The organism is Azohydromonas lata (assembly GCF_034427735.1).
In the GTDB taxonomy this organism is placed as follows: Bacteria; Pseudomonadota; Gammaproteobacteria; order Burkholderiales; family Burkholderiaceae_C; genus Azohydromonas; species Azohydromonas lata.
The window spans coordinates 43,941-57,239 of sequence record NZ_JAXOJX010000006.1 but is presented as its reverse complement, the minus strand read 5'-3'; the positions used below and the strand labels follow the sequence as shown (position 1 = coordinate 57,239).

Here is a 13,299-nt window from a genome sequence, read left to right as displayed (position 1 = left end):
CGCTGAAACGCTGGCCCTCGCGAGCGGCCGCCTTCAGCCTGCGCTACCCGCGCCGCCGAGCGCGTAGGGCCCGCGCGTCAACTGCTCCCGCAGGAAGGCCACGCACACGCGCACCTTGGCCGACTGGCTGGAGCGCAGCGGCGTGACGCCCCACACGTCGGCCGGGTGGCTGTAGGCGGGCAGCACGCGCACCAGCTCGCCGCCGGCCAGGCTGGCGGCCACGTCCCAGTCCGAGGCCAGCAGGATGCCGTGCCCGTCCCGCGCCCATACGCGCACGATGTCGGCATTGTTGGAGGCCAGCGCGCCGCTGACCTTCACCGTCTCCAGCCCGTTTGGGCCGTTGAGCCGCCACACGCCAAAGGGCAGGTCGCGCTCGCGCAGCAGCAGGCACTCGTGCTGCGCCAGGTCGGCCAGCGTCTTGGGGTGGCCCATGCGCTGCAGGTAGCTGGGCGCGGCGCACAGCATGCGAAACGCAGGAACGATGCGGTGCGCCACCAGGTGCGGCTCGTGCACCTCGCCCACGCGCAGGTCCAGGTCGATGTCCTCGGCGATCAGGTCCACCTGGCGGTCCACCACCTCCAGCCAGATGTCCAGCCCCGGATGCCGCCGCGCCAGCAGCGACAGCGCCGGCGCCACGTGGCGCCGCCCAAGGCGAAAGCCGCTGCTGATGCGCAGCGCCCCGCGCGGCTCGGCCTTGCCGCCGGCCACCGTCTCGCCCAGGCGGCCCACCTCCTCCAGGATCTGCTGCGCGGAGCGAAACACCGCTTCGCCGTCCTCGGTCACCGACACGCGGCGCGAGGCGCGGTGAAACAGGCTCACGCCCAGCGACCGCTCCAGGATCGCAATGCGCTTGCTCACGAAGGCCGGCGACGTGCCCAGCTCCTTGGCCGTGGCGGCAAAGCTGCCCCGGCGCGCCGCCAGGCAAAAAACGCGCAGGTCATCGAGGTGGAAGGAGAGGCTCACGGTGCCGGCATCTTAGGCGAGGCGCCGGCACCGGCCGCCCGCCGGCCAGGCCGCTGCCGCGGGCACGGAAAAATTTCTGCCACGAGCCCTCATCTTGCTTTGCGCAGCGCCGATGAGCAGGGCAAGGGCAGGACGGCAAGGCAGCACCGCCACCTGCGCCCAGCGCCCAACGCGGCGTCACGCAACGCGGCCAACCGCATCCACAGCGGGTTGCTGTCGGCTAATAGTTGCGAACTCAACAAGGAGGACAAGATGCTGAACCTCAACCGGCGACAGGCCATGTCCACGCTGTCGGCGCTCATGCTGGCCGGCTGCGGCGGCGGGGAAGACAGCGGCCTGGACCTCTCCATGCCCACGTCCGGCACCACGGCGGCGCCCCTGGCCACCGAGCAGGCCAAGGAAGTCGCCGGCAACACGCCGGCGCAGACACCGCAGGCGCCGCCGCAGTTTTTGTTGTGGGACGCCGGCAGCGGGCCCAGCCGCGACTTCTGGAGCCGCCACCTCGCACTGCCGTGGAAGCACCGCAACACCGGCGACTGGCTGGACGCCCAAGGCCTGCCCCAGGGCGACGTGCCCTGGGCCAGCTTCCCCGTGAGCGGCCAGCCGCGCGTCTACGAGGTGGACATCACCGCGCTGGTACGGCACTGGGTGGACAGCGGCGAGAACCGCGGCGCCTTCCTGCGCGGCAGCGGCACCACGGGCTCCGCCTACGCCATCTGGAGCGGGCGCGAGTCCGAGGTGCCGCCGCAACTGCTGGTCACCACCGACCAGGGCAGCTTCAACTGCGCCGGCATGCTCTGCGGCTTCGACCCCTCCACCTACCGCAGCCCGGACACGCGGCAAAGCGCCACCCACAAGCCCTCGGCCCCCGTCATGGTGCAGTTCGACCTGAGCGCGGTGCAGGGCTCGGTGCAGTCCGCGCTGATGCGGCTCAACTGCCTGCAGGCCAACTACGTGTTCACGGTCAAGGTGTTCGAGGTCGATGCGCCGCGCTTCAATCTCGGCACGGACGGCCAGGCGCCGCGCATGGGCCTGGCGGCCCAGGGCGAGGCGGCGCTGAAGTCGCACCCCTCGGTGCTGCGCTGCGGCGACTTTGGCAACCTCGCGCGCGGCGCGGTGTTCGATGAGGTCCTCACCGACTCGCGCAACCCCTGCCAGCAACTGCCCGACCCCGATGCACCGGGCACGACCATGCTGCGCGGGCAGTTCGTTCCCCAGACCCACGCCTCCTTCCACGCCGTCACGCAGCTCCTGCGCGGCGACGCCGCCGACCCGCTGCGCCCGGCCCTGCCCGCCACGTATGACGAGCTCTACTGCCGGCTGTACTTCATGCTGGAAGACGACTGGAACAGCACCGCGGACGTCCACAAGATCGCCCTGGGCTGGGACCTGCGCATGGGCTGGTGGAACGACTACGCCGGCGGCTACTGGTACTCCATCACCGGCAACGGCGGACGCCGCGGCTCCGGCAAGAAGCACTTCTGGCCCGCGGGCAGCTCCGGCGGCGTGCAGCTCGCCGACCGCTGGGGCTACGACGGCCATTCCGTGCGCCTGTGCGCCGGCATAGACCCCGGCGACGGCAACCCCTACTCGCGGCTGCGCCCGCTGCAGGACTACGTCTACTCGCTGGACCAGCCCAGCGACTACGGCGTGATCGAGCGCTTGGGCAGCGCGGCCATCGCCAAGGGGCGCTGGCACTGCGTGGAGCAGCGCATCAAGATCAATTCCGTCACCGGTCCCTACGACGAGCTGGGCAACGGCGAGTCCGTCCCCGACGGCGAGCTCGACACCTGGCTCGACGGCGTGCTCGTGAGCGAGCGCCGCGGCCTGCGCTGGCGCTGCCACCCCGAGATGGCGCTGCGCGGCCCGTGGATCAACTGGTACTTCGGCGGCCGCGCCCTGCCCGACATGACCATGCACTACCGCATGAACCACTTCGTCCTGGCCACCGAGTACATCGGCCCGCGCGTGGGCTGAACCGGACGGCCGCGCCGCCGGCCCCGGCCGCATCGAGGTCGCCCGCACTGCCGCCACTGCCGCCACTACTGCCACGCCCTGCCAGCCGCGGCAGCCGCACGCCACCCGGCTGGCAGGCCGCGGCCGGCCTGCGGCGCCAAGTGCTTGTCGCGCAAGCACCTGGCGCGGCCAGGGGTCGCTGGCACGTTTCTTGGGATGTCGGCACATGAACACCGTCCCCACTCCCGCCCAGGGCGAGGCCGGCGACAGCGGCAAGCCCAAGCTCATCTCGCTGTACCAGCCCCGCAAGAAGATCTACGCCCGCTCGGTGAAGGGGCAGTTCAACCACTGGCGCTGGGCCCTGGTGTGGCTGACGCAGCTCGTCTTCTACGGGCTGCCGTGGCTGATGTGGAACGACCGCCAGGCCGTGCTGTTCGACCTGGGCGCGCGGCGCTTCTTCCTCTTCGGCCTGATCTTCTATCCGCAGGACCTGATCTACCTCTCGGCGCTGCTCATGGTCTCGGCCTACGGGCTGTTCCTCTTCACCGCCGTGGGCGGCCGGCTGTGGTGCGGCTACGCCTGCCCGCAGACGGTCTACACCGAGATCTTCATGTGGGTGGAGCGCAAGTTCGAAGGCGAGCGCACCGCCCGCATCCGGCTGGACGCCGCGCCCTGGGGCGCCGAGAAGCTGCTGCGCAAGGGCGGCAAGCAGGCCGCGTGGATCGCCATCGCGCTCTGGACCGGCTTCACCTTCGTGGGCTACTTCACGCCCATCAAGACGCTGGCCGGCGAGGTCATGAGCTTCACCACCAGCCCCTGGGAAACCTTCTGGGTGCTGTTCTACGGCTTCGCCACCTGGGGCAACGCCGGCTTCATGCGCGAGCAGGTGTGCAAGTACATGTGCCCCTACGCGCGCTTCCAGAGCGCCATGTTCGACAAGGACACGCTCATCATCAGCTACGACGCCGAGCGCGGCGAGCCGCGCGGCGCCCGCTCCAAGAAGGTGGACCCGGCCCAGGCCGGCCTGGGCTCGTGCATCGACTGCACACTGTGCGTCCAGGTCTGCCCAACCGGCATAGACATCCGCAAGGGCCTGCAGTACGAGTGCATCGGCTGCGCCGCCTGCGTGGACGCCTGTGACGAGGTGATGGACAAGATGGGCTACGCCCGCGGCCTGGTGCGCTACGACACGCAAAACGGGCTGCAGCAGCACCTCACGCGCGGCCAGGTCCTGGCCCGCGTGCGGCGCCCGCGCATCCTGATCTACACGGCCATCCTCATCGTGATCTGCCTCGCCGTGGGCGCCAGCATCGCCCTGCGCACGCCGTTCAAGGCCGACATCGTCCGCGACCGCTCGACGCTGGCGCGCCAGGTCGAAGGCGGCTTCGTGGAGAACGTCTACCGGCTGCAGGTCATGAACGCCGCCGAAGCCCCGCAGGCCTATGGCGTCTCGGTCGATGGCCTGCCGGGGCTGCAACTGGCCGAGCCCGTCAAGCTCACGCTGGGCCCGGCCGAGGCGCAGTGGGTGACGGTGCTGCTGCGCGTGCCGCCGGAAACGGCCGCCGCCACGCCGGCCGGCGCGCACGAGATCCACTTCACCATCGAGCGCCAGGCCTCGGCCGGCGAGCCCGCGCGCACGCTGCGCGAAAAGTCCACCTTCGTGCTGCCCCGATGAGCCGGGCACGGCAGGCCCGCCGAAGAAGCGGGCCCCGGAGGGAGACCTTGGGACGCCGCGGCGTCCCTTTTTTGTTGGCGGGACCGGGGGCTGCGTGAGCGTGGGCCACCGGGCGGCTGCCGCCACCCGCCGCCCGCGCCAAGCACGTCAGGAAGCGCTGTCGCGCGGCGGCGCCGCCAGGCACGCCACCCGCGCCAGGAATTCGTCGCGCGTCGCGTGCGCGAACCACGGATGCGTGCGGCGCTGCTCCAGCACCTGGCTTACCGCGCGCGCGGCGCGTGCATGGCCGCTGAACAGCAGCGTCTCGGCCGGCAACGTGAAGACCTGCTGCGTGACGCTGTCCCACAGCGCCTCGGGGTCGGCCGGCCACGGCTGGAAGGGGCAGGCGTCCACCGCCAGCAGACTGCCGCAAAACAGCCGGTCGCGCCACAGGAAGCTCAGGCAGCCCCGGGTGTGGCCCGGTGTCGCCAGCACCCGGATCACTTCGCCGCCAAAGGGCAGCACCGGCGGCGCTGCGGGGGCCACGGCCCCGTGGGGGGCCTCGTGCATGATCAGCGGCGCCTGCAGCGCCTGCAGCGCCCTGCGCTCGCCGGGCGGCAGGGCCGCGTCGTGCTCATGCGTGCGCAGCATCCAGCGCAGGCGCAGCCGATGCTCGTCGAGCATGGCCAGCAGCACCGGCGCGTCCGTGCCGCGCGGGTCCACGAGCACGGCCTCGCCGGCGTCCAGGTCGGCCAGCAGGTAGCTCACCGAGCCGCAGGCCTCGTCGTGCAGCATGCGGAAGTACATGGCAGCGCTCAGGCCTTGTCCTCGCCGACGAGCAGCCGCGTATCGCTCACGTAGCGGTGCGGCGGCACTTCCAGGTTGGTCGGCGCGGGCTTGTTCCTGAACACGCGCCCGGCACCATCGAACGTGGAGCCGTGGCAGGGGCAGAGGTAGCCGCCGGCCCAGTCCGCGGGCAGGCTGGCGTTGCCGCCGCCCGCGGGCGCGGCGCTGGGCGAGCAGCCCAGGTGCGTGCAAATGCCCACCGCCACGAACAGCTCCGGCCGTATGGAGCGGCCGGCATTGCGGGCGTAGGCGGGCTGCTGGTCCCGGGCGGACGCGGGGTCGGCCAGCGCACCGGTGTTCTTCTGCAGCGCCGCGATCATCTCCGGCGTGCGCCGCACTACCCATACCGGCTTGCCGCGCCACTCCACGGTCTTCATGCCGCCGGGCGGGATGTCGCTGACGTCCACTTCCACTGCCGCACCCAGGGCCTTGGCCCGCTCGCTGGGCGCGAAGGTGGAAACGAAGGGCACGGCCGTGGCCACGGCGGCAGCGCTGCCGGCGGCACCGGTGGCGATGAGCCATTGGCGGCGTTCGGGATCGGCCGGCGCAGCGGGTTGCAAGGCGAGGTCTGTCATGTCGTTGTTCCCCAAGGTGGATGCCCTCACCTATCAAGATGCGGGCCAGTCGCCCACCGGCCGCCGGCACCCGCACCCGCGCAAGTCCGCCCGGGACGGCAGGGCCTGCGCCCGCCCGCCAGGCCGGCGCGATGCCGCCACCTGCCCTACCTGCCCTGCCAGCCCTGACAGCCCTGGCAGCCCTGGCAGTGCCCCCGGCCCACGCGGGCGCCGCACAGGGCGTTACACGTGGACGGTCCGCAGCCGCCGGCGGCTTGCACAAAGTCAAAACTGGGCCAAGGCGACCGCCTAAGCTGTACCAAGGGTGCGCGGCACGCGCCGGCGGCTCGCGGCTGCGGGCGCGCGGCCGGCCGCACCTGCGCGGAGGCTTTGTCATGAACAGCAATCGCATCCCCTGCCTGCTGGCCGCGGCCTGCGCCGCGCTGACCCTGGGCGTGGGTGCTGCCGTGCTCACCGGCACCAGCCCCGCGGGCTGGCCCTATGCCGAAGGCGGCAGCGACCCGCAGGACGAGACGCAGCTCATCGTCCGCCGCGCGCAGCACAACCTGCTGGTGATGGTGGCCGGCCACGCCGCGCCGCTGCAGCCCGTGCAGGGCGCACGGCTGCGCATCACGCAGCAGCCCGGCCCCGCCGACCAAGCGACGCCCCGGCCCGGCTACGACCGCATGCTCACGGGCTCATGGGTGCTGGTGGACCTGCCCGGCGGCCAGTACGACGTGGACCTGCTGCACCGCGGCCGGCTGCAGCGCCAGCCGCTGTCCATCAGCCCCGGCGAGCAGCCCCCGGCCCTGGTGTTCTACGTGGACGGCGCGCAGGCGGCGCCGGATTGAGCCGCACCCGGGTGCGCGAGGCGCGCCTCCCGCTGCGCGTTCGCCCCCATGGCCGATGTGTGCCCGCACCAGGCCGACACCCGGCACGGCCCTGCCGGGCGCCCACCCGCGTCCCCTCGGCTGCGTGAGGGTCGGCCGCAAACTTGCGCCTGATCAAGCCAAGCACCCCTTCCTCTCGAAAAATGGGTTCTCGCGCGGGCGCTTCCGCACCGTGCCCCGCCTGGCAAGCTCTAACGGAGGACACCGTGTACCCAAGAATCCTGGTTCCGGTGGATGGCAGCGACGCCTCCGTGCGCGCACTGCGCGAAGCGGCCGCGCTGGGTCGCGCCCTGGGTTCCGCGCTGGTGCTGCTGCACGTGGTGGACACCTACCAACTGCTGCTGGCCAAGGCGACACAGGCCGGCTTCGACGAGGCGCGCGAGGCGCTGCTGGCCCGCGGCCAGGCCTTGCTGCAGGCCTGCGGCCAGCAGGCCGGACAGTCCGGCGTGGCCTGCGACACGGTGCTGCGCGAGGTGATGTCCAGCCGCGTGTCCGCCGCCATCGTGGACGAGGCCACGCGCCAGGACTGCAGCCTCATCGTCATGGGCACGCACGGCCGCAACGGCCGCACCCGGCTGCTGCTGGGCAGCGACGCCGAGCGCGTGGTGCATGCCGCGCTGGTTCCCGTGCTGCTCGTGCAGCAGGACAGGGCCGACGGCCCAGCCGTCGGATGACCCACCCGCCGCCCCCCGCGGCACCACTTGGAGAAGCCGGATGTACGCCAGGATCCTCGTCCCCATAGACGGCAGCGACGCCGCCGCCCAAGGCCTGCGCGAAGCCATCGCCCTGGCCCGCGAGCTCAAGTCCACCCTCGTGCTGCTGCACGTGGTCAACGAATACCCGCTGCTCATCGACATGGCCGCAGCCACCAACGCCGAGGCGCTGCGCCAGGACTTGTGGGACTTCGGCAAGGAGCTGCTCGCCCAGGCCAGCCGGGACGCCAGCGAGGCCGGCGTCCCGGCCGAAAGCCTGGTGCGCGAGATGATCTCCGGCCGCGTGGGCGACTTGATCGCCGAGTCGGCGTCCCAGCAAAGCTGCCGGCTCATCGTCATGGGCACGCACGGCCGCCGCGGCCTCACGCGGCTGGCGCTGGGCAGCGATGCGGAAATCACGCTGCGCTGTGCGCCCGTGCCGGTATTGATGGTGCGCCGGCATGGTATAGACCCCTGAGGGCCGCACCCGCGGCCGGCCCTGCCCAACCAACCGCCCAAACAAACCCGCTCGATGAACCCGACGCTTTCCCCCGACGCCGCCCGCGACGCGCCCCCCGGCCCCGGCGACGCGCTGCTGCTCGTGGACGTGCAGCACGACTTCCTGCCCGGCGGCGCCCTGGCCGTGCCGCAAGGCGACCGGGTGCTGGCGCCGCTGCAGCGCTGCCTGGCCGCCTTCGCGCGGCAAGGCCTGCCGGTGTTCGCCACGCGCGACTGGCACCCCGCCGCGCACTGTTCCTTCACCGCGCAGGGCGGCCCCTGGCCGCCCCACTGCGTGGCGGGCAGCGCGGGCGCGGCATTCCCGCAAGCGCTGCAATGGCCCCCGGGCGCCACCGTCGTGTCCAAGGGAACCGAGACGGGCCAGGAGGCCTACTCCGGCTTCGCCGGCACGGAGCTGGCCGCGCAATTGAAGGCCGCCGGGGTGCGGCGCCTCTTCGTCGGCGGCCTGGCTACCGACTACTGCGTCAAGAGCACGGTGCTGGACGCGCGGGAGCACGGGTTTGACGTGGTGGTGCTGCGCGACGCGGTCGCGGCAGTGAACGTGCAGCCCGCCGACGGCGAGCAGGCGCTGGGCGCCATGGCCCAGGCCGGTGCGGCCTTGCGCGACAGCGCCCAGGCGCTGGGCTGAGCCGCGCGGTGCACGCCCGGGGCGTGAGCCCCGAAGCACGGCGCCTGAACGGCGCCTTGCAAAAGGTGGTCAGGGCCCGGGCCGCCGGCGCATCAACGCGCCGGGCCGCGCGGACGCGATACGTTGGCCGGCGGCGGGCCGCGACGCTCCAGGTGGCGGAAGGTGATGCGGCCCTTGCTGAGGTCGTAGGGCGACAGCTCCAGCGACACGTTGTCGCCGGCCAAGATGCGAATATGGTGCTTCTTCATGCGCCCGGCCGTGTACGCCACGAGCTCATGCCCGTTTTCCAGCGACACGCGAAACCTCGAGTCGGGCAACACCTCGCGCACGACTCCGTTCATGGAGATGAGTTCTTCCTTGGCCATGGCATCACGCTTTCTGTAGTGTGGTTGTACGGTCATCGATCCACGCCAGACCCTCGGACTGGGCATGGCACAGCGCCGCCTGGGCGGTGTCGAAGACGGGAATGAGGCGCATCACGCGGTCGTGCGTGCCGCTGCGGATGGAGACGGAAGCCGTGTAACGGCCGTCATGGCGCTGCTTGGCCAAGGGCGAGACGCGGTACTTGCCGACGGTGGTGAAAATGTCGATGGAAATCTCTCAATGCGGCCGGCAGCGCAAGCCTGCCGAAAAAGCCGGCGCCTTGCGTGGAGGCAGGGGAACACGGGAGACGGCCCCTTCACAGGGCCCAAACAGGCCGCGAAGCCGCCCTTGCCTTCTTGAAGGGCCGGCGGCGCCGGCAACGTGACCGAAGAGGCGAGGCGAGCAAGGCTGCGTCGGTCGCGTACAGGCTTGCAGGAGTGGGCACGCATCGCGCGTGCGAACGCGTTAATGTAGCACTTCTCGTACCAGGAGCCCACGGCGGGGCTGAGACGGCCCCATGGCCAGTCCTGTCTTGGCACGGCTGCGGCCCGGCTCACCTGGTTGCGTTGTCAACCTGAAGGGGTACTGCGACCTGCACCATGCCTTCGAAACAAAGACGGCCCGCAAAGCCCCGCGCCGGCAAGCGCCGGGTCTTGGTGTTAAGGTGTCCGGGTAGGTACTCAAGACCGTCTTCAACAGGTCTCCTCTGTTTTCCGCTGGCGCCGCCGGCCGGTTCCGGTCGAATCTCTGGATGATTTTCTTGGCGTCTCTGCCTGCGCCGCATGTGTGGCGCGTGAAACAGCACAGAGAGATTTCGACATGACGACTCAAACCGGCACCGTGAAGTGGTTCGACGATGGCAAGGGCTTCGGCTTCATCACTCCCGATGACGGCAGCAAGGACTTGTTCGCCCACTTCAGCCAGATCCAGAACAACGGCGGCTTTCGCTCGCTGAGCGAGCAGCAGCGCGTGCAGTTCGAAGTGACGCAAGGCCAGAAGGGCCCGCAAGCCTCCAACATCCGCCCGGTCTGATGACCGCAGGCCGTGCCCGGCACGGCCTCCATGGCGACCAAGCCGCGGCCCCCGGCCGCGGCTTTTTTCATTTTGAGGAGCCGCGATGAACAACCTGCAGGAAGCCACCGAGCGCATCTGCGAGCTCAAGGGCAACCTCGTGGCCCTGGACGCGCTGATCACCGCGCTGCTGCAGGTCATGCCTGCATCGGCCCGCGCCCAACTCCCGGCCACATTCGAGCGCTGCGCCGAAATGGCACGCACCGCGCTGCTGCACACGCCCATCTCCGAGCACTCCATCGCCGCCTTCGAGCACGACGTGCGGCGCACGCACGACCTGCTGGCACCCGCGCCCAAGGCGGCGCAATGACCGGCCGCCGCATAGGCGCCATAGAGCCCTTGCTGCTGGCCGCGGCACGCATCACCACGTACGAGCAGGACCGCGTGCTCACGGGCGCCAGCGGCTTCTTTTTCGAGCGCGAAGGCCGGCTGTTCGTGGTCACCAGCCGCCACGTGCTGCACGACGAACCCAGCGGGCATTTCCCCGACCGCATGGAGCTGGAACTGCACACCGACAGCGCAGACCTGGGCCGCTCCGTGGCCTTCTCCATGCTGCTGTACCGCGACGGCCGCAGCGTGTGGCGCGATGCCGGTGACGACGGCGGCGCCATAGACGTGGCCGCCGTCGAGCTGGACCGCGCGGCCCTGCCCCGCGCCATGGCCTTCGCCGCGTTCACGCCGGCACACCTGCAGTCATCGCTGGAGGACGTGGAAGTCGGCAGCCCGCTGCTGATCCCAGGCTTTCCCCTGGGCTTTCACGACGCGCTGCACCATCTGCCCGTCGTGCGCCAGGCGGCGATCGCCTCGTCGTTCGGCCTGCGCTTCCAGGGACAGGGTTATTTCCTGACCGATGCGCGTACCCACCGCGGCACCAGCGGCGCTCCCGTGGTGATGCGCGACCCGGCGCCCAACGCCGCGCTCAAGGCGCTGCCGTGGAAGCTGCTGGGTGTGCACTCGGCGCGCATGGACATGGCCAGCCGCGATCTGGTGCAGGACGAGGCCCTGGGCCTCAACTGCGCGTGGTACGCCGATGTGCTGATGGCACTGACCAAGCGCTGAAACCGGACAAGAGCCGGGAACACCACAAGCCGCCGCACGCCGCAAAGGCTTGCGGCGCCAGCCCGGCGCGGCCCGCCGCCTACGCCTGCCGCTTGTGCTGCATCGACGTCGCGTAGCGGCACACGTTCTGGCCCGTGGCCGTGAGCCGCAACGTGCCGCCATGCCATTCCAGCCAGTCCAGCGCCACGTAGTCCTCCACGTAGCCCACCGGGATGTCGCAGGCCAGCCGGTTCTTGAGCAGTTCCACGGTCAGCGGCAGGCCGTCACGCAGGGCTTCGCGCCGGGCTTCGCGCCGGGACGCGGGAGGGGTGTTGAATGCACGGGCCATGGTGTGGACCTCCACTGTGAAGACCCACAGTAGCAGCAAGCAATGCCGCTCGGACGGTAGGGAAGAAACTAAATATCGTCCCGGCCATGCGCAATGCACGGGACGGCGAAGGACAAGCCCCTGCGCGACCTGCGCTCAATCCCGCGCCAGGCCGGGCTGCCCCTCGCCCACCGCCGCCTCCTCCATCGCATGGAAGGCGCGCCAGTGGTCCAGCAGCACGCGGCCCGTGCGCCCGCGGTGCAGCGCCAGCGACAACTGCAGGCGCTGCGGCGTGGCCTCGTCGGCCGCACGCGGGCCGGACGCCTGCAGCACCAGCACGCCGTCGGCGGCGCCATAAAGGGCTTGAACCTCGCGCCCGTCCGGCAGCTCCTGCACGTCGCCGGCCAGCGGCCCGCCCGCGGGACACAGCGCCAGCACCGCGGCGCCGGTGCCGCGCGCCAGGTCCTTGCAGGCCGCGGCCAGGGCGCCCAGGCGATGGGCGGCGTCGGCGTGCGCGTCCAGCGCCGCAATGCCGCTGCGCAGCAGCGGCAGCGGGTCCACCACCAGCAGCGGCGTCCTGCCCGCGAAGGACTCGCGCGCCGCCCGCGCCCACGCCGCCAGCCCGGCCAGGCCCACGGCCGCGTCCGCTTCCCACAGCGTCAGCGCCTGGCCCTCGCGGGCGAGATAGGCGTCCAGCGCCGCGGCCACGCGCACGACGTCCTCCGGCGCCAGCAGGCCGCCTTCGATGCGCCGCGCGTCCAGCTTGAGCCGGCGCGCCAGCGCGCCATGGACGAGCTGCTCGCGCGCCATCTCGTAGCCCGCATACAGCGCCGGGTGGCCGTTGGCCGCGGCATGGTCCAGGCAATGCGCCGCCAGCGTCGTCTTGCCGGCCTTGGGCGGGGCCAGCAGCAGGTACAGCCGCCCGGCGCGAAAGCCGCCGTGCAGCAGGCTGGTCAGCCCGGGAAACGGCGTGGCCACCACGGCGGCCGCCGTGTCGGTGAGCGCGCGCATCAGCTCGTCGCGCACGCCCGCCAGCGGCCCCGGCGCCGCACGCTCCCCCACGGCAGGCGCGGGCGGTGCTTCCGCTTGGGCGCACGCCGCAGCCGCGCCGGCTTCCTGCGCCGGTACCGCACCCCGCACGCGCTGGCGCAGGCGGCCCAGCGCCTCCTGGAACAGGGCTGGCGGGATGGGCTCCAGCCGCGCCAGCAGCTCGGCCTGCTTGTCGAGGTTGGGCGGCAGGTCTATGCCGGCTTCCGCGCTGAACGAGGGCGCCAGCCCGGGCGCGATGAACACCGACCACAGCGCGGTGGCCGCATGCAGCCCCGGCGGCAGCGCCACGCCGCCGGCGGGCGTGGCGGCATCGCCCGCGGCGCCCGGCCGCAGCCGCACGGCGGGCAGCTCCGGCAGGTACGCCTCCTGGAGCAGCGACAGGAACTCGCGCGCCTCGTCGGCCGGCACCGGCTCGGCCAGCGGCAGCCACAAGTCGTAGCCCTCGCGGCCATTGACGGAGAAGGCCGCTTCGGGCAGCGACAAGTCCTCGATCAGCGCCTTGCCCAGGTGCAGCAGCGCGGCGCAGTGCGCATCGCCCTGCCCGCGCGAGACGCCGTGCAGGCCCACGGCCATCAGCCGCACGCGGCCCTGGGCGTCCGTGAAGGCTGGCGAGGCCGCCTCGCCGCCCATGAGCTGCCGCTGCAGCGCGGCCAGCTCAGGCGCGGGCGCCTCGGGCAGCAGGAACAGGCGGCGGAGCTGGTCGAGCAGGCGTTGCGTGCGGGCGGTGTCCTGGGTCATGGGCAAAGG

General features: G+C 71.7%; 16 protein-coding genes. 9 read left to right on the top strand and 7 right to left on the bottom strand.

The window, feature by feature from the left end; translation table 11 throughout:
* Positions 1-33 precede the first annotated feature (33 nt).
* Positions 34-963, bottom strand: a complete 930-nt coding sequence (locus tag SM757_RS06055; protein WP_066342051.1) for a LysR substrate-binding domain-containing protein — start codon at positions 961-963, stop codon at positions 34-36.
* Positions 964-1,215: 252 nt separating this feature from the next.
* Between SM757_RS06055 and SM757_RS06050 the strand changes: the two genes are divergently transcribed.
* The gene (locus tag SM757_RS06050) at positions 1,216-2,940 is read left to right on the top strand and encodes a hypothetical protein (protein WP_322464776.1); all 1,725 of its coding nucleotides are present in this window, start codon (positions 1,216-1,218) and stop codon (positions 2,938-2,940) included.
* A gap of 205 nt (positions 2,941-3,145) precedes the next feature.
* The gene (ccoG, locus tag SM757_RS06045; RefSeq protein ID WP_322464775.1) at positions 3,146-4,594 is read left to right on the top strand and encodes a cytochrome c oxidase accessory protein CcoG; all 1,449 of its coding nucleotides are present in this window, start codon (positions 3,146-3,148) and stop codon (positions 4,592-4,594) included.
* 147 nt (positions 4,595-4,741) lie between these two features.
* On the opposite strand, the gene SM757_RS06040 is transcribed toward ccoG, so the two are convergent.
* A complete protein-coding gene (locus SM757_RS06040) occupies positions 4,742-5,380 on the bottom strand; it encodes an MBL fold metallo-hydrolase (protein WP_322464774.1) in 639 nt (212 codons plus the stop codon).
* An 8-nt stretch (positions 5,381-5,388) separates the two neighbouring features.
* Positions 5,389-5,994, bottom strand: a complete 606-nt coding sequence (petA, locus tag SM757_RS06035) for a ubiquinol-cytochrome c reductase iron-sulfur subunit (protein ID WP_322464773.1) — start codon at positions 5,992-5,994, stop codon at positions 5,389-5,391.
* A gap of 374 nt (positions 5,995-6,368) precedes the next feature.
* Between petA and SM757_RS06030 the strand changes: the two genes are divergently transcribed.
* The 4 genes from SM757_RS06030 to SM757_RS06015 all read left to right on the top strand — a co-directional run bounded on the left by SM757_RS06030 (position 6,369) and on the right by SM757_RS06015 (position 8,702).
* Positions 6,369-6,824 carry a hypothetical protein gene (locus SM757_RS06030; RefSeq protein ID WP_322464772.1) on the top strand — a complete coding sequence of 152 codons (456 nt, stop codon included), beginning with the start codon at positions 6,369-6,371 and terminating at the stop codon, positions 6,822-6,824.
* 245 nt (positions 6,825-7,069) lie between these two features.
* The gene (locus SM757_RS06025) at positions 7,070-7,537 is read left to right on the top strand and encodes a universal stress protein (protein WP_322464771.1); all 468 of its coding nucleotides are present in this window, start codon (positions 7,070-7,072) and stop codon (positions 7,535-7,537) included.
* A gap of 40 nt (positions 7,538-7,577) precedes the next feature.
* On the top strand, positions 7,578-8,033 hold the full coding sequence (locus SM757_RS06020) for a universal stress protein (protein WP_066337920.1): 456 nt from the start codon (positions 7,578-7,580) through the stop codon (positions 8,031-8,033).
* A 54-nt stretch (positions 8,034-8,087) separates the two neighbouring features.
* The gene (locus SM757_RS06015) at positions 8,088-8,702 is read left to right on the top strand and encodes an isochorismatase family protein (RefSeq protein ID WP_066337922.1); all 615 of its coding nucleotides are present in this window, start codon (positions 8,088-8,090) and stop codon (positions 8,700-8,702) included.
* 92 nt (positions 8,703-8,794) lie between these two features.
* Here SM757_RS06015 and infA read toward each other — a convergent pair whose 3' ends face one another.
* Together infA and SM757_RS06005 are read right to left on the bottom strand one after the other, a co-directional pair.
* Positions 8,795-9,067 (bottom strand): translation initiation factor IF-1, encoded by a 273-nt coding sequence (gene infA, locus SM757_RS06010; RefSeq protein ID WP_066337923.1) that lies wholly within the window; start codon positions 9,065-9,067, stop codon positions 8,795-8,797.
* Between the two features lie 4 nt (positions 9,068-9,071).
* Positions 9,072-9,251, bottom strand: a complete 180-nt coding sequence (locus SM757_RS06005; protein WP_322464770.1) for a hypothetical protein — start codon at positions 9,249-9,251, stop codon at positions 9,072-9,074.
* A 633-nt stretch (positions 9,252-9,884) separates the two neighbouring features.
* Here SM757_RS06005 and SM757_RS06000 point away from each other — a divergent pair.
* The 3 genes from SM757_RS06000 to SM757_RS05990 all read left to right on the top strand — a co-directional run bounded on the left by SM757_RS06000 (position 9,885) and on the right by SM757_RS05990 (position 11,195).
* A complete protein-coding gene (locus tag SM757_RS06000; RefSeq protein WP_066337929.1) occupies positions 9,885-10,097 on the top strand; it encodes a cold-shock protein in 213 nt (70 codons plus the stop codon).
* A gap of 85 nt (positions 10,098-10,182) precedes the next feature.
* A complete protein-coding gene (locus tag SM757_RS05995; RefSeq protein WP_066337931.1) occupies positions 10,183-10,446 on the top strand; it encodes a hypothetical protein in 264 nt (87 codons plus the stop codon).
* On the top strand, positions 10,443-11,195 hold the full coding sequence (locus SM757_RS05990; RefSeq protein WP_066337933.1) for a trypsin-like serine peptidase: 753 nt from the start codon (positions 10,443-10,445) through the stop codon (positions 11,193-11,195). The genes SM757_RS05995 and SM757_RS05990 overlap by 4 nt, the downstream gene beginning before the upstream one ends.
* 79 nt (positions 11,196-11,274) lie before the next feature.
* On the opposite strand, the gene SM757_RS05985 is transcribed toward SM757_RS05990, so the two are convergent.
* Positions 11,275-11,523, bottom strand: coding sequence for a hypothetical protein (locus SM757_RS05985; protein ID WP_066337934.1), 249 nt, complete (start codon positions 11,521-11,523; stop codon positions 11,275-11,277).
* A gap of 135 nt (positions 11,524-11,658) precedes the next feature.
* Entirely contained in the window at positions 11,659-13,290 is a 1,632-nt protein-coding gene (locus SM757_RS05980) for a DnaB-like helicase C-terminal domain-containing protein (RefSeq protein ID WP_322464769.1), read from the bottom strand.
* Positions 13,291-13,299: the final 9 nt, after the last annotated feature.

Coding starts and splice junctions, on each gene's coding strand:
- SM757_RS06020 (WP_066337920.1), top strand. CDS start 7,578: ATGTACGCCAGGATCCTCGTCCCCATAGACGGCAGCGACGCCGCCGCC.
- SM757_RS06040 (WP_322464774.1), bottom strand. CDS start 5,380: ATGTACTTCCGCATGCTGCACGACGAGGCCTGCGGCTCGGTGAGCTAC.
- petA (WP_322464773.1), bottom strand. CDS start 5,994: ATGACAGACCTCGCCTTGCAACCCGCTGCGCCGGCCGATCCCGAACGC.
- SM757_RS05995 (WP_066337931.1), top strand. CDS start 10,183: ATGAACAACCTGCAGGAAGCCACCGAGCGCATCTGCGAGCTCAAGGGC.
- infA (WP_066337923.1), bottom strand. CDS start 9,067: ATGGCCAAGGAAGAACTCATCTCCATGAACGGAGTCGTGCGCGAGGTG.
- SM757_RS06050 (WP_322464776.1), top strand. CDS start 1,216: ATGCTGAACCTCAACCGGCGACAGGCCATGTCCACGCTGTCGGCGCTC.
- SM757_RS06000 (WP_066337929.1), top strand. CDS start 9,885: ATGACGACTCAAACCGGCACCGTGAAGTGGTTCGACGATGGCAAGGGC.
- ccoG (WP_322464775.1), top strand. CDS start 3,146: ATGAACACCGTCCCCACTCCCGCCCAGGGCGAGGCCGGCGACAGCGGC.
- SM757_RS05985 (WP_066337934.1), bottom strand. CDS start 11,523: ATGGCCCGTGCATTCAACACCCCTCCCGCGTCCCGGCGCGAAGCCCGG.
- SM757_RS06015 (WP_066337922.1), top strand. CDS start 8,088: ATGAACCCGACGCTTTCCCCCGACGCCGCCCGCGACGCGCCCCCCGGC.
- SM757_RS05990 (WP_066337933.1), top strand. CDS start 10,443: ATGACCGGCCGCCGCATAGGCGCCATAGAGCCCTTGCTGCTGGCCGCG.
- SM757_RS05980 (WP_322464769.1), bottom strand. CDS start 13,290: ATGACCCAGGACACCGCCCGCACGCAACGCCTGCTCGACCAGCTCCGC.
- SM757_RS06030 (WP_322464772.1), top strand. CDS start 6,369: ATGAACAGCAATCGCATCCCCTGCCTGCTGGCCGCGGCCTGCGCCGCG.